At 38.4% G+C, this 19,123-nt stretch carries 18 protein-coding genes; 12 read left to right on the forward strand and 6 right to left on the reverse strand.

What is annotated here, in order from left to right:
• The first annotated feature begins 36 nt into the window (after positions 1-36).
• Positions 37-564 (forward strand): hypothetical protein, encoded by a 528-nt coding sequence (locus MWU82_RS03935; RefSeq protein ID WP_215949923.1) that lies wholly within the window; start codon positions 37-39, stop codon positions 562-564.
• A gap of 122 nt (positions 565-686) precedes the next feature.
• On the opposite strand, the gene MWU82_RS03940 is transcribed toward MWU82_RS03935, so the two are convergent.
• Both MWU82_RS03940 and MWU82_RS03945 read right to left on the reverse strand, forming a co-directional pair.
• Positions 687-1,406, reverse strand: coding sequence for a TIGR03915 family putative DNA repair protein (locus MWU82_RS03940; protein WP_215949922.1), 720 nt, complete (start codon positions 1,404-1,406; stop codon positions 687-689).
• A gap of 2 nt (positions 1,407-1,408) precedes the next feature.
• Positions 1,409-1,588, reverse strand: coding sequence for a hypothetical protein (locus MWU82_RS03945; protein ID WP_247095294.1), 180 nt, complete (start codon positions 1,586-1,588; stop codon positions 1,409-1,411).
• A gap of 174 nt (positions 1,589-1,762) precedes the next feature.
• Between MWU82_RS03945 and MWU82_RS03950 the strand changes: the two genes are divergently transcribed.
• The 3 genes from MWU82_RS03950 (at position 1,763) to MWU82_RS03960 (ending at position 5,836) form a co-directional block, all read left to right on the forward strand.
• Complete coding sequence (locus tag MWU82_RS03950; protein ID WP_215949921.1) at positions 1,763-2,530, forward strand: LexA family transcriptional regulator; 768 nt, start codon at positions 1,763-1,765, stop codon at positions 2,528-2,530.
• A 674-nt stretch (positions 2,531-3,204) separates the two neighbouring features.
• On the forward strand, positions 3,205-5,130 hold the full coding sequence (locus MWU82_RS03955) for a histidine kinase dimerization/phosphoacceptor domain -containing protein (RefSeq protein WP_247095295.1): 1,926 nt from the start codon (positions 3,205-3,207) through the stop codon (positions 5,128-5,130).
• Between the two features lie 25 nt (positions 5,131-5,155).
• Positions 5,156-5,836, forward strand: coding sequence for a metal-dependent hydrolase (locus MWU82_RS03960; protein ID WP_247095296.1), 681 nt, complete (start codon positions 5,156-5,158; stop codon positions 5,834-5,836).
• On the opposite strand, the gene MWU82_RS03965 is transcribed toward MWU82_RS03960, so the two are convergent.
• Complete coding sequence (locus tag MWU82_RS03965; RefSeq protein ID WP_247095297.1) at positions 5,837-6,631, reverse strand: SDR family oxidoreductase; 795 nt, start codon at positions 6,629-6,631, stop codon at positions 5,837-5,839.
• Between the two features lie 48 nt (positions 6,632-6,679).
• Here MWU82_RS03965 and MWU82_RS03970 point away from each other — a divergent pair, with 48 nt between their 5' ends.
• The 4 genes from MWU82_RS03970 (at position 6,680) to MWU82_RS03985 (ending at position 11,562) form a co-directional block, all read left to right on the forward strand.
• On the forward strand, positions 6,680-7,732 hold the full coding sequence (locus MWU82_RS03970; RefSeq protein WP_247095298.1) for an o-succinylbenzoate synthase: 1,053 nt from the start codon (positions 6,680-6,682) through the stop codon (positions 7,730-7,732).
• Positions 7,723-8,682 (forward strand): CPBP family intramembrane glutamic endopeptidase, encoded by a 960-nt coding sequence (locus MWU82_RS03975; protein ID WP_247095299.1) that lies wholly within the window; start codon positions 7,723-7,725, stop codon positions 8,680-8,682. Before MWU82_RS03970 ends, MWU82_RS03975 begins: the two co-directional genes overlap by 10 nt.
• Positions 8,666-9,739 carry an AMP-binding protein gene (locus MWU82_RS03980; protein ID WP_247095300.1) on the forward strand — a complete coding sequence of 358 codons (1,074 nt, stop codon included), beginning with the start codon at positions 8,666-8,668 and terminating at the stop codon, positions 9,737-9,739. The genes MWU82_RS03975 and MWU82_RS03980 overlap by 17 nt, the downstream gene beginning before the upstream one ends.
• Positions 9,740-9,816: 77 nt before the next feature.
• Positions 9,817-11,562 (forward strand): carboxypeptidase-like regulatory domain-containing protein, encoded by a 1,746-nt coding sequence (locus MWU82_RS03985; protein ID WP_247095301.1) that lies wholly within the window; start codon positions 9,817-9,819, stop codon positions 11,560-11,562.
• Between the two features lie 156 nt (positions 11,563-11,718).
• Here MWU82_RS03985 and MWU82_RS03990 read toward each other — a convergent pair whose 3' ends face one another.
• Positions 11,719-13,347, reverse strand: coding sequence for a carboxyl transferase domain-containing protein (locus MWU82_RS03990; RefSeq protein WP_247095302.1), 1,629 nt, complete (start codon positions 13,345-13,347; stop codon positions 11,719-11,721).
• A gap of 73 nt (positions 13,348-13,420) precedes the next feature.
• Between MWU82_RS03990 and MWU82_RS03995 the strand changes: the two genes are divergently transcribed.
• From MWU82_RS03995 to ettA, 3 genes are all read left to right on the forward strand, one after another.
• A complete protein-coding gene (locus MWU82_RS03995) occupies positions 13,421-14,404 on the forward strand; it encodes a Gfo/Idh/MocA family oxidoreductase (protein ID WP_247095303.1) in 984 nt (327 codons plus the stop codon).
• Between the two features lie 229 nt (positions 14,405-14,633).
• On the forward strand, positions 14,634-14,816 hold the full coding sequence (locus MWU82_RS04000) for a CAL67264 family membrane protein (RefSeq protein ID WP_031443882.1): 183 nt from the start codon (positions 14,634-14,636) through the stop codon (positions 14,814-14,816).
• A 137-nt stretch (positions 14,817-14,953) separates the two neighbouring features.
• Positions 14,954-16,645: an energy-dependent translational throttle protein EttA gene (gene ettA / locus MWU82_RS04005; protein ID WP_215949911.1), complete on the forward strand. Its 1,692-nt coding sequence runs from the start codon at positions 14,954-14,956 to the stop codon at positions 16,643-16,645.
• A gap of 97 nt (positions 16,646-16,742) precedes the next feature.
• Here ettA and MWU82_RS04010 read toward each other — a convergent pair whose 3' ends face one another.
• Together MWU82_RS04010 and MWU82_RS04015 are read right to left on the reverse strand one after the other, a co-directional pair.
• Positions 16,743-17,543 (reverse strand): MBL fold metallo-hydrolase, encoded by an 801-nt coding sequence (locus MWU82_RS04010; protein ID WP_247095304.1) that lies wholly within the window; start codon positions 17,541-17,543, stop codon positions 16,743-16,745.
• Between the two features lie 12 nt (positions 17,544-17,555).
• Complete coding sequence (locus MWU82_RS04015; RefSeq protein ID WP_247095305.1) at positions 17,556-18,020, reverse strand: GNAT family N-acetyltransferase; 465 nt, start codon at positions 18,018-18,020, stop codon at positions 17,556-17,558.
• A 173-nt stretch (positions 18,021-18,193) separates the two neighbouring features.
• Between MWU82_RS04015 and MWU82_RS04020 the strand changes: the two genes are divergently transcribed.
• The gene (locus MWU82_RS04020) at positions 18,194-19,081 is read left to right on the forward strand and encodes a hypothetical protein (protein ID WP_215949908.1); all 888 of its coding nucleotides are present in this window, start codon (positions 18,194-18,196) and stop codon (positions 19,079-19,081) included.
• Positions 19,082-19,123: the final 42 nt, after the last annotated feature.

Here is a 19,123-nt window from a genome sequence, read left to right on the forward strand (position 1 = left end):
TATAAATTAGCGTTCTTAACTTTAAAATATTTTTAAATGCAGCTTTTAGGAATAGGTTCCAGGATTAATCACAGCGAATACGGAAAAGGGGTAGTTACCAATGTAACTTCTAAACATTATTGGGTTACCTTTATGGACAATGGTTTGGAAACCATAGAATTGGATTCTAATTTTGAAGTTATAGAAGCAGTGGAGGACGAAGTGGATACCATAAGTTTTTCCGAAGTGGAACAATCGTTGATTTCTATTTTAAAGCGCTGGAGCGATGCCAGTTCCGTTACCCCAATTGCCGATAAATGGAAGGGTGGGAGCCTAGTTTTAAAACCTGGCGATACCAACTTATCCGAAAAAGAAATTCCAATAGACACCTTTTTTCACAAAATAGTCATGGTAAGGGACCGAATAAGGGTAATGGAGCAGAAAATAAATAGTAGTAATAATTTGGATGACCAGGAAAAAGTTGACCTACAACAGTATATAACCAGAATTTACGGTAGCCTAACTACATTTAACGTGCTCTTTAAAAATCAGAGCGATAATTTTGTAGGAGAAAAAACCAAGTAAGCTAAACTAGCTATTTATACTGCAAATAGATTACCTTGCATAGAAGGCACTTAGAAACACGCCTAAAACCTGGGACTGTGGGTCTTAATTTAAACACTGTAGGAAATAAACGCGGATATTAATTATACCGCCGCCTTTTCACCTATATCGGCCATCTCTGATTTTCCGGAATATCGTGAATGTGAGTGCAATTTGTTATTTATCAATTGTTTTATGTTGGTATAGGAAAGATCTCCTGTGCAATCATAAGCCGATAATTCCAAGGAAATAATTTCAACGGTATAAAGGTTGTAATAAATGGCATACTTTCTTTTGCGATCGTACACCATAAATTCCTGACCGTGGAATTTTGACCTGAAGTATTTAGAAATAAGTGGTAGTACATCAAACCCAGGAGAAACATTGGAAAAGTAGACCTGATCTTGTGATATTTCAAAATTTGCAATAGCTTCTATTCTATGTTTTTCCCGAGCCACCATTCTGGAGTGTTGCTGAATTTTTAAAATAATGTCAGACATTCCTTCTATAGGATCTTCATTGGGATTGGCATACATAGAACGGATGTACTGGTAAAGAAGAAGTTCAATGCCCTTTGTTTCGCTTAAAAAGGCAAAATAAATAGACTTAATGACCGAATTACTTTTGTTCTGAATGCTGTTCCACACCCGTCTTGCCTTATCCATTTGGGTAAATACAGTTATTGCCTCCGAAAACAGACCTTTTTGAAGCTCCTTATTCTTTTGGATGTTCGCTACCGGGATTTTCTCCTCAAAAATTTTGAAAACCGTAGTTAAAAAACCATTGAAACTGCCGTCGTAAATTAAAACCTTAGGATTTTCCATAACTAATCAAATAAACTTAGTTGAACACTTAATTCTTTTTTTGAACGTCTTCTTTCGGTCTTTACTAAATGACCTTTGGCCAAACCAATCCCCTTCTTAGAACTAATTGAGATAAAGTCATTATCCTCCATCCCGGAAAAGGCCAGACTACTTAATGTTTGATGCAAATCGTCCAAAGTCATAATTTTATATTTGTAATTATTCCAAATATATGGATTATTTCCTAATTATGGAAATAGTCCAATAATTTTTTTGGATATATTCCAAATTACGTATATTTGAAGCTATTAGATATAGTCTTTTACCTAAATAGGGGGGTATGTCTATGTCAACTATATGAATTTAAAAACTGTACAATGAACGAGGATATGGAAATTGTGACCAAGCGTTTTACCGATTTACGCCGGGAATTGGGGTATACCCAATCTGATTTTGCCAACTTGCTTGGTATTTCAAATACCACAGCGGACATAGAAAGGGGGCGTACCAAATTATCGGGAAAAGTAGTGGCGGAATTGCTCAAGCAATTCAAAATAAATCCACTTTGGCTGTTTGGTGATAGTTCCCAAAAGTATCTAGCGGTTACAAATATCAGTGTTATTCCCAAGGTGGTTACGGTAAATTCATCCGAAAACGAGAATATGGTATTGGTAAACGCTAAAGCCGCAGCCGGATACCCACAAAATATTCAGGACACCAGTTGGTACAAACAGCTGCCTGCTTTTGATATTCCCTTGCCAGAATTCAGAAATGCAACTTATAGGGGTTTCCAAATTGAAGGGGACAGTATGTTGCCCAATCTAAAGCCAGGGGAATGGGTATTGGCCAGAGCCGTTGAAGGTCTAAAGGATATTAGTCCCAATAAAATTTACGTTGTGGTATTACAGGATGCCGTTTTGGTGAAAAAAATTGAAAAATCTCCCAATCCGGCCGTAATTTCCTTAATATCCTTAAATGAAAACTATCCTCCATACAGCGTTAATACAGAAGATATACAAGAGCTGTGGCAAGTTAGTAGCAAAATAACCTTTGGGGTGGATGCCACCTCCGAGAAGGGATTGCTAAGACAATTGCAGGAATCTATGGATGAGCTAAAAAATCAATTAAAAAAAGTCAATAATTAATATAGTTCTATTGATGGGCTAAAAGAGAGGTATCCGGTATATTATTTTTAGACAAGTTATATCCGGTAATAAAAAATTTTCGAAAGTGGTTATCCCTGATTGCTTCCGGACAGGATGGAGCTGGATCCATCCAATAATTTAGCACTTAAATAAGATTTGTACCAACTAATTGTAAGGTTTCCCTTATAGGCTAATTATCCGATGAAATGCTTGTTATTATCGATGAAATGCAAGATTATCTTCAATTTCCAACTTTCACAACAAGATCGTGGTGTTACACAACAAAATTCTAAATTTCACATTTCTACAATATATTTTTGAACTGATAAAGAGTCCCAAATCTTATCATTACATATATAAAAAGGCTGTGCAATTAATTTGTATCGCCTTTTTTATTTTTGAATCTTCCTATCGGCATAAAAAGTTGAAGGATAAAATAATGGTTAACTTGCCCACAAATCACTTAATTTGTTTTGTGTTATTATCTGGCAAGTAATGATGATGGTAATTAGGGATATGAGGGGTACAACAATAACCCTGCTTTGGCGTTTGTAGTATTGTGTCCCAATATGCCGAAGGCTTATATAATTATTAAAAAGACCAAGAAGTAATTAAAATTTTTAGACAACAATTGAACAATGGTGAAGTCTTTTAATAAAATATTTGTTTCATTAATGATTTGTTCATTGTGTTTTTGGTATTCTCATGCCCAAGACTCTTCAACCAAACCGGATTATTTTCAAGAGTTCCAAAATAAGAAAGGAGTACAGGAAAGGTTCGACTATTTCTTTGGGGTCCCCAATCGCTATCTTGAGGATTCGGCCTATGACTGGCAAGCCGCGGTAAATGTATATCACAACAATGCCCAAAAAGTAAAGGATTCAATAAGCATCACTAAATATGAGCTTATGCAATCCCAGCTCTATTATGATATTGGCGACTTTAGTAAAAGTGTGGCCATTGCAAACCAATTGTACAAGAAAATTGAAAATTTGGATTTACCATCCAAAAAAATTCTTTTAGATCTCATAGACAACAACTATGCTAAATTGGGGTTATACGATCGGCAATTTGAAATAAGAAATGAGAAAAAGAATTTAGGCCTTACGGATAAGGTTATTTTCTATGATATCTATTCCAACCTTGGACTTCACAGAAAGGCAATGGACGACTATATCAAGGACAAGCTAAAAACCATAAGGGAGGATGATTATTTTGGCCAGGCCCAATATCAGAGCAACGTTGGAAACTACCTTCTTTTGGATATGTCCATTCCAACAGCTTTAACCTATTACAAGAAGGCAAAAGGATTTATTGATGTATACCTCAATGATATTAGTAGGGAGAAAACAGAACAAGAAATTAGCAAAGGCAATTTATTGAAAGCCATTATAGAAGGAAATATTGGTAAATGCCATGCCCTACTCAAGGAATATGATATTGCCATTCCTTATTTGGAAAACTCCATTAACCTGATCAATGAGCACAATAAGGGTAAGTTCTCGTCGGACAAGGTAGAAAACACCTTGGAGTTGGCGGATTGCTATTTACAGAAAGAAGACTATGAGAAGGCCAAGGAATATCTTTTGGATGGGCAAGATCCTGTTAAAATAGAAAATATCCTTAGAAGAAATAGATTATTAGCGGCCTATTATGACCGCATAGGCGATTATAAAAATTCGGTCGACTATTTAAAAAGAAATGTACGCATCAGGGATTCTTTAAATAGAAATGAATCCTCCATGAAAAAGCAACAATTGGCGGCGGTGGCCGGACAAGAGATAGAGTACTCCAAAAAAATGATGGAGCAGCAGAAAAAGGACCTAGAGCAATCCCGAAGCGATCTACAGGCCAAAGAGGAAAGAATAAACATTGTTTTTATTTCATTGATATTTACACTTTTGGGATTTGCCGGTTTAGTGTTTGCCTATTTGAAAAGTATTAAGAACCAGAGACTCATTGCAGATCAAAAGCGCATAATAGAGGCTTCGCTGGTAGAAAAGGATTCGCTTTTAAAAGAAATTCACCATAGGGTAAAAAATAACCTGCAGATGGTATCCAGCCTACTTAGCCTACAAACAAAAAATACCCGTAGTAAAGCTGCTATTGAGGCGTTGGAAGAGGGCAAGAGCAGGGTAAAGGCGATGGCGCTTATCCATCAGAAACTATATCAGAACGATGATCTCTCCGTAATAGAAATGCAGGGTTATATAGAAAGTCTTATTAACAGTGTACAATCGGTTTACAAAAAAGGTGGCCATAATATAAATATTACCATTGATGCCGAAGGCGTTGAGTTGGATATTGATAGGGCAATTCCCTTTGGACTTATTTTAAATGAATTGGTATCCAATTCATTTAAATATGCCTTCCCGGACGATGACGAAAATGGAAAAATTTATATCCATTTAAGAAAAAATGGGGGACAGGGCTATTTTGAGTACACGGATAATGGTGTAGGACTGCCAGAAGATACTGATGATAGGGCCAATTCCTCCATGGGGATAAGGTTAATGAATCGTTTGGTAAATCAACTTCAATCTACTTTAAATATCGATAAAACATCTGAAGGAGTTCGTTTTTGGTTCAATTTTAAATAAATTTGAATAAAAAACAGTTCAACTTATGCAAATTACTTTTCTAGGCCATTCCTCTTTACTTATTGTAACAGGTGGAAAAAGGTTACTGGTAGATCCATTTATTTCAGGAAATGATAAAGTCAAAGGTAAAATCGACATTGAAGATTTAAAACCCGATTATATCTTGGTTACCCACGCCCATCAAGACCATACCTTGGATGTTGAGGAAATTGGAAAAATGAGCAATGCCACAGTGGTAAGTAATTATGAGATTGCCACTTACTTTGAAAACAAAGGACTAAAGGCTCACCCTATGAATCACGGTGGGAACTGGAAGTTCGATTTTGGCACCCTGAAATATGTAAATGCCATTCACACCTCTTCCTTTGCCGATGGGACTTATGGTGGTCAACCAGGGGGATTTATTCTATCATCCGAAGGAAAGCACATTTATATAGCTGGTGACACGGCCTTGACAATGGATATGAAACTAATTCCTATGTCATTTCAATTGGATCTTGCTGTCTTGCCTATTGGCGATAATTTTACGATGGGGGTCGATGATGCCCTTTTGGCATCCGATTTTGTAGAATGCCCAAGGATATTGGGTTATCATTACGATACTTTCGGGTATATTATAATTGATCATAAGGAATCCATTCAAAAATTTTCCAAGCATGGCAAGGAGCTTATTCTTTTGGAAATAGGGGGATCTTTAACGGTTTAGCTATCTCACTTTACTTCGAAGTACAAGCCTGTGGAGCAGTTTAGGGAAGAATCTTTTCATATAGATACCCATTACTTCTTTCCGGCCAATGTAAACTTCGAATTTCTCTTTTTCTATGGCATTGACCATTTTTTTGGCAAAAACATGGGGAGATAGCCCATTTTTAGTAGCCATATCATTGTCAACTTGGGGAGTCCCATCTGCTGTTAGGGCATTTATGGCTACATTGGTATTTACAAAACCCGGACATACCATAGTTACCTTTATATTGTCCTTTTCATGTTCCATGCGCAAAACATCAAAAAAACCATGGAGAGCGTGCTTGGCCCCGCAATATCCGGAGCGATAAGGGGATCCAAATTTTCCCATTAGGCTGGTTACGGTAACAAAATGACCATTTTTTTGGGACACAAAATAAGGAAGGATTGCTTTGGTAAGTGCAATGGTACCCATGTAATTTACGTCCATTAATTTCTGATAAACTAGCAAATCGGTTTCCATAATCAAGGAGCGTTGGCTTATGCCTGCATTATTAATCAAAAGGTCTATTGATCCATAAAAAGACAAAGCTTCCGTAACTTTTTCAGACATTTTATCCCTATCCATCAAATCTAATGGGAGTAGGGAGATAAGATCGCTATTGGGGCAACGGGCATTTACTTGTTGTAGATCTATTAATTTCCTGGAAGATATAATTAGTTTATAGCCTTTGCGATTAAGTGCATAGGTCAGTGCCTCGCCTATACCTGATGAAGCCCCCGTTATCCAAACTACCTTATCTACTTTTGTTTTCATTTTTTTCATAATTGGAAAAAAAGATAGTTAAATTTGATTTTATATTTCATGAAAGCGACCTACAAAAAATACATTTTAGAATTTAAACGTCCCAGTGGTACTTCCAGGGGTATTATGACCCATAAAGAAACCTTCTTTATTATTTTAGAACAGGATAATAAATATGGAATTGGGGAATGCGGTATATTAAGGGGGTTAAGTGTTGATGATGTTCCCGATTATGAGGACAGGCTAAAATGGACCTGTGACAATATCCATTTGGGCAAAGAGCAACTGTGGGAAGCTTTGATGCATTATCCAAGTATCCAGTTCGGGGTGGAACAAGCCTTTTTATCCCTAAATTCCAAGGATCCCTTTTTACTTTATCCTTCAGAATTCACGCAAAACAATAGGCCTATAGCAATCAATGGCCTGATTTGGATGGGAGATGAACACTTCATGCACCAACAGATCCAGCAAAAGCTGGTGGAAGGTTTCAAATGCATAAAATTAAAAATTGGAGCCATCGATTTTGAGAAGGAAATAGCGTTATTGAAATCCATTCGAAATAAATACAGTGAAAATAAAATCGAATTAAGAGTTGATGCCAATGGTGCATTTATCCCTTCGGAGGCCATGCGCAAACTAGAACGCCTTTCCCTTTATGGACTACACTCCATAGAACAACCAATCAAGGCGGGCAACGCCAATGAAATGAAGGAATTATGCTTTAATTCTCCAATCCCTATAGCCTTGGACGAGGAACTAATCGGTATTAAGGATGTAACGGAAAAGGAGAAACTTCTACAAACCATAAGGCCGCAGTATATAATCCTAAAACCAAGTTTGGTAGGTGGGTTTAGAGGAAGTATGGAATGGATAAAAGTTGCGGAGAAGTTAAATATAAAATGGTGGGTTACCAGTGCGCTGGAAAGCAATATTGGCCTCAATGCCATAGCCCAATGGACTTATACATTAAATAACCCTTTACCTCAGGGATTGGGTACCGGTGGTCTATACACCAATAATTTTGAGTGCCCGTTAAAAGTGAAAAATGGAACAATATTCTATGAAAAAACTGGGAGTTGGGATAATAATTTAATAGAGAATATATGTATATAGAACAGGGATATAAAGGAAATCATGAATCTTGGCGATACCTTATAGGAATTTTGATCATATTTATTGGCTGGCAACTTTTGGGGTCCATTCCACTACTAGGGGTCATAATTGTTAAGTCTATTGGTGGGGAGACTTTTCCTACGGATGTTACCGGAATGTCCCAAATGGTGGGAAGCAATTTATTTTTATTCTTAATGCTTATTTCTTTTGTATTTGGCCTTTTGGCAACATTTCTTACCGCTAAATATGTTCATCGGCAAACCATAGTTTCCCTTACCACAAGCAGAAACAAAATAGATTGGAAACGAGTGTTTTTTGCTTTTGGACTTTGGGGTTTTATAACCATTTTGATTACAGGTTTGGATATATATCTATCCCCAGAGGACTATGTTTTTAATTTTGAACTAATACCTTTTGTCATATTATGCCTTATTTCCGTATTCTTAATCCCGCTCCAAACCAGTTTTGAGGAGTATTTTATGCGGGGATACCTTATGCAGGGTATTGGATTGATGTCCGGCAAAAGATGGGTTCCTTTGGTGATCACCTCCATGATTTTTGGGTTGTTGCACCTTTTTAATCCTGAGGTTGAAAAATTGGGCTACGGAATAATGGTTTATTATATAGGTACCGGATTTTTCCTAGGGATTTTGACCCTAATGGATGAAGGATTGGAATTGGCCATTGGTTTTCATGCTGCCAATAATTTATTGACCGCCCTTTTGGTGACCGCAGATTGGACTGCCTTCCAGACCGAATCGCTCTATAGGGATATATCGGAACCGGAATTGGGCTGGGATGTATTTTTGCCCGTTTTGGTAATCTACCCCATACTCTTGTATGTATTCTCCAAAAAATACGGCTGGACCAATTGGAAAGAACAACTTACAGGTGATGTGCAAAGTCTAGAAACTGTACAACTAAATAAAGAAAGTGATTCCAACCTTTAAAAATATCCATCCTAAATTTAAATACAACGGAATCCATTACGATTTTGGAGTTTTAAAAGAGTTGGCCTACAGTCTTGTTAAGGAAGGTCAAGTGTACGAGAAGGGTATAGGAAATTTTCTTTTGGATTGGCTGGATGATTCAGATTCTCTTATAGTCCATACCTCTGGATCTACTGGTGTCCCTAAAGCAATTGCCCTGAAGAAGGAACATATCGTTAATTCTGCCTTGGCCACAGGGGCATTCTATAAAATGGGACCTGGAACTAAAGCCCTTCAATGTCTGTCCGCCGACCATATAGCCGGGAAAATGATGTTGGTCCGAGCCATGGTACTGGGTTGGGAAATAGACATGGTGGAGCCCTCTTCCCATCCTTTACAATTCACTACCAAGCATTACGACTTTGTTGCCATGGTGCCTTTGCAGGTACAGGGGTCCATATCACATTTAAACCAAATTGGCACTTTAATTATTGGGGGAGCACCCATTTCCCCTGAATTAAAATCAGATCTTAACAAGGTAGATACGCGGATTTTCGAAACCTATGGAATGACCGAGACCATTACGCATATTGCCGTGAAGGAGCTTGCGAAAGGCCCTGAGGACTATAATTTTAAGACCCTTCCGGATGTTGTTCTTTACATAGACCCTAGGGGTTGCCTAGTGATCGAAGCACCAAAAGTTTCGGACACAGTTATAGTAACCAATGATTTGGTAAAACTTATATCACCCGCTGAATTCCAGTGGTTGGGAAGGTATGACAACATAATTAATTCCGGGGGAGTAAAATTAATTCCCGAACAACTGGAAACCAAGTTATCTGTATTGATCGAATCTAGATTTTTTGTGGCGGGCATCCCTGATGCTATCTTGGGCCAAAAATTGATATTGGTGGTAGAAGGAAATATTGATAGGGAGCAATTACATATGGATATCAAATCCCTTAAATCAATTTCCAAATTTGAAATTCCCAAAGAAATATTAGTCGTACCCCAATTTGTAGAGACAGGGAGCGGAAAGGTAGATAGAACCAAAACATTGTCAAAATATAAGATATAGAGGCTCAGGGGTTTATATTAAAATAATTACTTAAATTGAAGAATTGAATATTCCTTTCAAATTCTAAAGTTTACCGAATGGTCCGGATTGTTATCAGTATTACTTTTCTCTGTGTTTTCTTTTTTGGGACCTCTCAGGAAACTAAGATTACCATTAGAGGCAAGGTCACACATTTGGGCCAAGCTTTGCCCAATGCCAATGTGGTCATCAAAGGTACTACGGTTGGTACAAAAACGGATGCCAAAGGAAAATATAATATCGAAGTGTATCCTGGAAATTTATTGGCTTTTACCTATTTGGGAATGCAAACCATTGAAGTAGCTGTTGATGGCGTGAACAACGTATTGGATATAAAACTATCTGAGAATGTAGATGAATTGGATGAAGTTGTGGTAAAAAAAAGAAAACGTAAAAGCCAAAAAGAACTTCTGGCAGATTACCCCACCAACACTAACCTAATTAAGTCCTCGTGGGGAATTATGGACAAGGACCGCACTTCATATTCAATACGGGTCATTGAAGGCAAAAATCTAATGCCAGCAGGGACAGATTTTTTGGATGCCCTACTTGTATGGGTTCCCAACATACTTATTGATAGGGTAACCAACCCCTTGGACCCACTTGTTTATCTGTCACAATATGCCAGTACAAAAGTCCCTGTAATATATGATGTTGACGGCTTTGTATATGAACAGGCACCGACATTTATTTCAGTTCAAGACATTGAACGTGTTGCGGTACTTACCCGTAACGGTGCATTTGCCAGATATGGTTCTAGAGGTGCTGGCGGAGTCATTATTATAAATACCAAGGAGCAGACCCGCATAGATGAACTAGGGGTAAAGAGAATCTACAACAATTCAGGGTTGAGGGATAGTATTTATGATCAGTTAGCTATAAAGCCGGCATATGTTCCAGAAATTCCTGACTATATTAAAGAATATTCTTTGGCCGATACGGAAGAAAGGGCTAATCAAATATTTGAAAATCAAAAAACAAGGTTTACCGACTCTCCCTATTATTTACTTGACCTTTCCCAATATTTTAAGGACACCTGGGGAGACAACAAAAAATCCCAAGCACTTCTGGATACCATGGCCCACCAATTCGCCCTTGACGCCATAGCGCTAAAAGCATTGGCCTATAGGTATGAAAAACTTGGATTTTCGGAGAATGCCTTACAGCAATACTTGGCGATTCTGAAATTGAAACCAAGGGATGCCCAGTCGCACAGGGATTTAGCCAATGCTTATGATGAAATAGGGAATTACCAAAAGGCGATTCATATTTATTCCCGTTATGAGCTGGCCGTCAACGATCTAGATTCTGTTCCATTTGACAAATACGGTACGGACGGGCTTATGACTACGGAACGGATGAATATTATTAAACTCAACGCAGGGAAGTTTTTTTTGGAAAGTGGGTCCATGGAAGAAAGTACTTCAAATCCTGAGAGTAGGGTATTATTTGAATGGAATAACAGTGCAGCCGAATTTGAATTACAATTTGTAGATCCAGAAAAGTATTACGACAGTTGGGAATATACTGTTGAAACCAAAGAAGCCGAATTGTCCGCAGCAATTTTAAAAGGATACTCCAGTAAACAATTCTTTTTGGACGACGACCTAAAAGGGGAATGGGTGGTCAATGTTTCTTACTTCGGAAATGGTTCCCAAGACCCAACTTACCTGAAAGTAACTACATTTTTTGATTACGGTACTTTGGAGCAAAGGAAGGCTACCAAGGTTTTCAAACTCGCTGGGATTAAGGAAGATTCTTATTTATGTAGAATAAATACGGATTCGAAATTATTTATTGAATAAACCTCGTTCCTTTGCAGGGGTGCAAATCCGCCTATTGTTACTTCTACACATTGTTACATTTCCAAATTTTTTCATTTCCAAATCTTCAAATCCCCAAATAAACACATTGTTACATTAGTACATTTGCTCATTGGTAAATTTCCACATCATCAAATCCTAAACCTGTACCACCCCCATATTAAATGGCTTTTCAATAGGGGCATGGTTGGCTGCCTCAATGCCCATCGAAATCCATTTACGAGTATCCAAAGGATCTATTACGCCATCTGTCCATAAGCGCGATGCGGCGTAATAGGGCGATATTTGATTGTCATATCGCTCTTTTATTCTATTAAAAAGTTCGTTTTCTTGGGCCTCAGTTATTTTCTCGCCCTTCTTCTTTAGCGAAGCTGTTTCTATCTGAAGTAACACTTTGGCCGCCGAATTACCGCTCATTACCGCCAACTCGGCGCTTGGCCAAGCCACAATCAATCTAGGATCGTAAGCCTTTCCGCACATGGCGTAATTTCCTGCTCCGTAACTATTGCCTATAATAATGGTAAATTTAGGAACAACAGAATTACTGACCGCGTTCACCATTTTTGCCCCATCCTTTATAATTCCCCCGTGCTCACTTTTACTACCCACCATAAATCCGGTAACATCCTGTAAAAAAACCAGGGGAATTTTCTTTTGGTTGCAGTTGGCTATAAAACGCGTGGCCTTATCCGCAGAATCGGAATAGATGACCCCTCCAAATTGCATTTCCCCATTTTTGGTCTTTACAACTTTACGCTGGTTGGCAACGATACCCACTGCCCATCCATCTATGCGGGCATATCCCGTAAGTATAGTTTTTCCGTAACCTTCCTTGTATTGTTCAAAATCTGAATTATCTACCAGACGATTAATAATTTCCAGCATATCGTATTGTTCGGCCCTGGATTTTGGAATGATGCCATAAATATCATCTTCCTTTTCCTTGGGTTTTACCGCTGGGATCCTGTTATATCCCGCCTTGTCATAATCCCCAATTTTGCCCATAATGTTCTTTATGGTATCCAAAGCATCTTTGTCGTCCTTCGCCTTGTAATCCGTTACTCCACTAATTTCACAGTGGGTTGTGGCTCCCCCCAAGGTTTCATTGTCTATAACTTCCCCGATAGCTGCTTTTACCAAATAGCTTCCGGCCAAAAAAATACTCCCCGTTTTATCCACTATCAATGCCTCATCGCTCATAATGGGAAGATAGGCCCCACCTGCAACACAACTACCCATGACAGCTGAAATTTGAGTAATTCCCATACTGCTCATTACAGCATTATTTCTAAAAATTCTACCAAAGTGTTCCTTGTCCGGAAATATTTCGTCCTGCATGGGAAGGTATACCCCGGCACTATCGACCAGGTAAATAATGGGCAAGCGATTTTCAATGGAAATTTCTTGGGCCCTTAGGTTCTTTTTTGCGGTGATAGGAAACCAAGCTCCTGCTTTTACTGTGGCATCATTGGCCACCACAATACATTGTTTGCCCTGTACAAAGCCAATTTTTACTACAACGCCTCCGGAGGGACATCCACCATGAGCCTCGTACATACCATCACCTACAAAAGCCCCAATTTCAATCGACTCCCTGCCCTGGTCCAAAAGATACTCAATACGCTCCCTGGCACTTAATTTACCTTGGGCATGCTGTTTTTCCAATCTGCTTTTCCCGCCTCCAAGTTTTACCTTGGCCAGTTTATGTTTTAATGCTGATAAAAGTAATTTATTGTGGTCTTCGTTCTTGTTGAAGTTGATATCCATGTTGAGACGCCTTTCTTTTGCGCAATAAAGATAAGGAGTTATATTTATTAACTTTAACTAAATTATATTCTAAATGAGTGAAAAAGTAAGATGGGGAATTATAGGATTGGGTAATATTGCCCGTAATTTTGTTAAGGACCTTGCTCTGGTCAACGAAGCTCAAATTTACGCAGCGGCTTCAAGAAATTTGGAAAAGGCCAAGGGGTTTGCCGAGGAATATAATATTCCTAATGCCTTTGGAAGCTATAAGGAACTTTTCGAGTGCAAGGAAGTTGATGTGGTCTACATTGCTACGCCGCATACTTCGCATTGCGAGCTATCCATAATGGCCATGGAACATGGCAAACATGTGCTATGTGAAAAGCCAATGGGCATAAATAGGGCAGAGGTCGAAAAAATGATTGCGGCAGCCCAAGAAAACAAGGTTTTTTTAATGGAAGCCCTATGGAGTAGATTTAATCCTTCCATTAGGAAGGTTAAACAAATGGTAGACTCTGGAGATATTGGTCCATTAGCATATCTACATGCAGATTTTGCCTTTTACGCCTTGGATAGGGACTTTGAAGGAAGGGTGCTAAATCCAAAACTTGCTGGAGGTTCATTATTGGATATTGGCATTTACCCTATTTTCCTTTCTTATTTACTTCTTGGTAAACCGGACCAGATCTTATCCACCTCCAACTTTCATGACAATGGTGCCGAGGTCCAGACTTCAATGATCTTTAAATACCCCAACGCCCAGGCAATTTTATATTCAGGTTTTACGAGTAGATCCGAAATGAAAGCGGAAATATCCGGAGAAAAGGGAACTATATATATACCAACCAGATGGCATGAAGCACAGGGATATACGGTTGAAATAAATGGAGAAAAGGAGGAGTTCAGCATGCCAACTACCGGTAGGGGGTATTTTTACGAAATAAAGGAAGTTCATGCCTGTCTCGACCAAGGGAAGTTGGAAAGCAGTCTTTGGAGTCATAGGAACAGTCTTGATTTAATAACCTTAATGGACACCGTTAGAAAACAAAATGGAATTGCATTTCCATTTGAGGAATAAAGGGTATTAAGCCCCTAGGCAAGACCTGAACTCCTATTAGGAGACAATCCAAGGGTAGTGGATTTAAACCAGTAACCCCGCTAAACAAGCGGGATTCGTTCGACCATCGTATTTCAATGCGCCTGTGGCTTCTGAAATACGTGTTTCACGAATAAAGTTTTTTTGTAAGGTCATAAATTCTTGTAAAATTTACGATATTTGAGGCTCTACAAACCAAACCAGTTAAAAAATGGGAATGAATAAGAATACAGTGCTTGCATGGGCAACCTTTATAATGATAATTGTAGGTCTTTCGCTTATAGCGTTGGGTGCTTTTAGATACGATGATGTAGCCGGATGGGGGTTTGCCTCGGTTGGTATAGGTTTCTTTGCAATTGCATGGGTATTTAATGCACTAAAGGGCAGGGTATAAACGGCCACTGCGGATTTAGCGATTTGAAAATTGAAGGCTAACTTAGCACCATATTGGAAAATTAACAGCTAAATACTACTAGTAACCGGCCTGCCACTTATAATTAGAATAATCACAATTAATAATACATTTAAAATATGTCGGACGATAAGAAAGTAATTTTCTCGATGTCTGGGGTTACTAAAACGTATAAAACTGCCAATACCCCAGTATTAAAGAATATTTATTTAAGTTTCTTTTACGGAGCTAAGATCGGAATTTTGGGTCTTAACGGTTCTGGTAAATCTACCCTGTTAAAAATAATTGCAGGTGTGGACAAGAACTTTCAGGGGGATGTGGTTTTTTCCCCAGGTTATAAGGTAGGTTATTTGGAACAGGAACCTCTATTGGACGAGAATAAAACCGTTTTGGAAGTGGTGAAGGAAGGTGTGGCAGATACTGTGGCCATCCTGGATGAATACAATAAGATCAATGATATGTTCGGACTTCCCGAAGTATATGAGGATGCAGATAAAATGCAAAAACTCATGGATAAGCAGGCCGAACTTCAGGATAAGATAGATGCTACCAATGCTTGGGAACTTGACAACAAATTGGAAGTTGCCATGGATGCCTTACGTACCCCGGACTCCGATAAGAAAATCGGAATACTTTCCGGAGGTGAAAGAAGACGTGTAGCGCTGTGCCGATTGTTGTTGCAAGAACCTGAAATTCTATTGCTGGATGAGCCTACAAACCATTTGGATGCGGAGTCTGTACATTGGTTGGAGCACCATTTAGCAGAGTACAAAGGAACCGTTATTGCAGTTACCCACGATAGGTATTTCTTGGATAATGTAGCCGGATGGATCTTGGAATTGGATAGGGGGGAAGGCATTCCTTGGAAAGGAAACTACTCTAGCTGGCTGGACCAAAAATCCAAGCGTATGGCCCAAGAAAGTAAAACAGCCTCCAAAAGACAGAAAATACTGGAAAGGGAGTTGGATTGGGTAAGACAAGGGGCCAAAGGTAGACAGACAAAACAAAAGGCGCGTTTACAGAACTATGACAAATTGATGAGCCAGGACCAAAAACAATTGGATGAAAAACTGGAGATATATATCCCGAACGGACCTCGATTGGGGACCAATGTAATAGAAGCCAAGGGTGTAAGTAAGGCCTACGGGGATAAATTACTTTATGAGGACCTTAATTTTAAATTACCACAGGCGGGCATTGTAGGTATTATTGGTCCTAACGGGGCTGGTAAAACCACTATTTTCCGCATGATCATGGGTGAGGAAAAACCTGACAAAGGGGAGTTTGTAGTTGGGGAAACGGCAAAAATTGCCTACGTGGACCAGAGTCATTCCAATATAGATCCCAATAAAACCATTTGGCAGAATTTCAGCGATGAGCAGGAATTGATCATGATGGGCGGTAGACAGGTAAATTCCAGGGCCTATTTAAGTCGATTCAATTTTTCAGGAAGTGAGCAGAACAAAAAGGTGGAAATGCTTTCCGGTGGGGAGCGTAACCGACTGCATTTGGCCATGACCCTTAAAGAAGAGGGCAACGTACTTCTCTTGGATGAGCCTACCAACGATTTGGATGTTAACACCCTAAGAGCCTTGGAGGAAGGTTTGGAAAATTTTGCCGGTTGTGCCGTGGTCATTTCCCACGACAGGTGGTTCTTGGATAGGATTTGTACCCATATCCTATCGTTTGAAGGTGATTCCCAAGTGTATTTCTTTGAAGGATCGTTCTCTGAATACGAAGAAAATAAGAAGAAACGTCTGGGAGGAGATTTAATACCTAAGCGACTAAAATATAAAAAGTTGGTACGCTAATTCAATTGACCTATTTAATAATACGCTGTTGTCATAATTTCTTGTGACAACAGCGTATTATTTTTAACAAATATAGACCCCCAGTATTGTAAGACCCTTAATAATCTTCCTTGGGATACCAATCCAATTGTACTACCTCAATATTGGGATTCTTATCATTTACCAACGCCTTAAATTTGGCCACATCCCCAACATCGGGCTTTCCTCTATAATGATAGGGATAGACCTGCTTAGGTTTAAATTCCAGTACGGCGTCCGCAGCACTTTCTACAGTCATAGTATAGGGAAGGTTCATGCATACAAAGGCCTTATCTATATTCTGTAAGGCCCGCATTTCAGGAATATCCTCGGTATCCCCGGAAAAATATATGCGTTCATTATTTTTACTGAGCACATACCCATTACCTCTTCCTTTAGTGTGAAAATCCTTAGCTTCTTCACGTAGGTTGTACATAGGTATCGCTTCAATGTTGATACCATAACGTTCTTTTGCTTCCCCATTATTTAAAATATCCAGTTGTGGCGTAAATTCTGACGGAATCTTATCGGCTACCGCCTGTGGAACAATTATCTTGGCTTTTTGGGTATTCAAGGCCTGTAAGGTTTCCAAACTAAAGTGATCGCCATGGATGTCGGTAATCAAGATCAAGTCCGGTTCCTTTGTAGCTGCAAAAGCATCCTTGCCTCCAACGGGATCTACATATATTATGGTACCATCCCAATCCAAAACCGTAGTAGCGTGTTCTATCGGCGTGATATCAATACTAGAAATCGTATTTTCCGTCTTTAGGCCTATTGCTTCCGCTTTTTCTTGGCTGGACTTGGATTTCTCCTTACATCCCATAGTCAATAGACCCATAAATAAAGCTGTTATAATAAGGTGTTTTGAATGGCGCATAATTAGCGTATTTTAAATTATTAATAATTCCATTTTAATGTCGCTCCTGGCATAAGGGAGATTTTTTTCGATTTCAATTTCTTTAAAACCATACTTTCTATAAATATAAAGGGCGTTTTCCAATTTGGTGCTGGAGTATAAAATTAATTTCTTCCAGGTGTTTTGTTTCGCTAAATCAATAGCAAAACGAAGTAGGGCTTGACCAATTTTTAATCCCTGATAATTTGGGTCTACAGCCATTTTACCCAATTCATATTCGTCGGTTCCCAATTCTATCAATGCAAAACATCCAACTATTTTGTCCTTGTACTTTGCAAAATAAATATATCCACCTTTATCAATAATGCTGGATTCACAATTTTCCAAAAGAAAGGTGTCCTTAGGTTCCACATAAAAGTACTTCTCCAACCAAGCTACATTAAGTTCCTTAAACCTCTTGGCATATTGGGATTCAAAGAGAATTATGTTTAAATCCATCTGTATTAAATCAATATACCCATAAAGTTAAGGTAAGCATTTTGTATTATTTGGAAGATATGTTAATTTTTTTTAACTAAAAAAATCTAAAATCCAAACCTGATCGTATATAGAGTGTTACAAACAAATAATTTTAAGGTTAAAAAAAAATTAAATAATTAATAATTACAATTATGACTGAAACAAAAAGTAATAATGGATTGAAGGTTATTGCAGGTTTATTAGGTGTAATTTTACTTGGGGTAATCATTTACACAGTAAGTTTATATCAGGATAAACAAAAGAACACTGCATTACTTACAAAAGAAAAAGAATTGGTTGTTGAAGATTTGACCAGTTTAAAATCAGAGTATGACAAAGCTATCTTGGAAAGCAACGCTACCAATGAAGAATTGGTTTCTGCTAGGGATAACATTGCAAAATACATTGATTCCGTTAAGACCATGAAAGCCGATATTGCCAGTCTTTATCGTTACAGAAAGCAAGTAGGGATCTTGACCAAAGAAAGAGAGCAATTAATAAGAAAAGTAGATTCTTTAACCAGATCCAATACTTTCTTGGCCATGCAAAGGGACAGTACCTATGTTGAATTGGAAAAACAAACAGTTTTCAATGATTCCTTAGTAGTACAGAACACTCAGTTGGCAGATGTTGTTTCCAAAGGTTCAGCTTTAAATTTATCCAAATTTTCTGTAGATGCAGTTAAAGAAAGAACAAGCGGAAAATTGGTTTCTACTTCTAGAGCTAAGGCTACCGACAAATTAAAAGTTTGTTTCACTGTTGCAGACAACGTAATTGCTCAAGCTGGTGACAGACAATTCTTTATTGAGGTTTTGGATCCACAAGGAAATGTATTGGGAGAAAGTTTCTCTAAAACAAGTGATTCCGGCGCTTCTGTAACTTACAGTAAAGGAACGGAATTCTACTATGAGAACCGCTCTTTGGACGTATGTGATTTCATTAACAAGCCAGCAAGTGAATTTCAAAAAGGGAATTATATGGTAAATGTTTATGATAACAATCTAAAATTATTGGGGACTTCCAAGTTTCAATTAAAATAAGGAACACTATCCATTTAAATAAAAAGGCCAATCTTTCGGGAT

The sequence above is a fragment of the Arenibacter sp. S6351L genome, assembly GCF_023016025.1.
Classification (GTDB): domain Bacteria; phylum Bacteroidota; class Bacteroidia; order Flavobacteriales; family Flavobacteriaceae; genus Arenibacter; species Arenibacter algicola_B.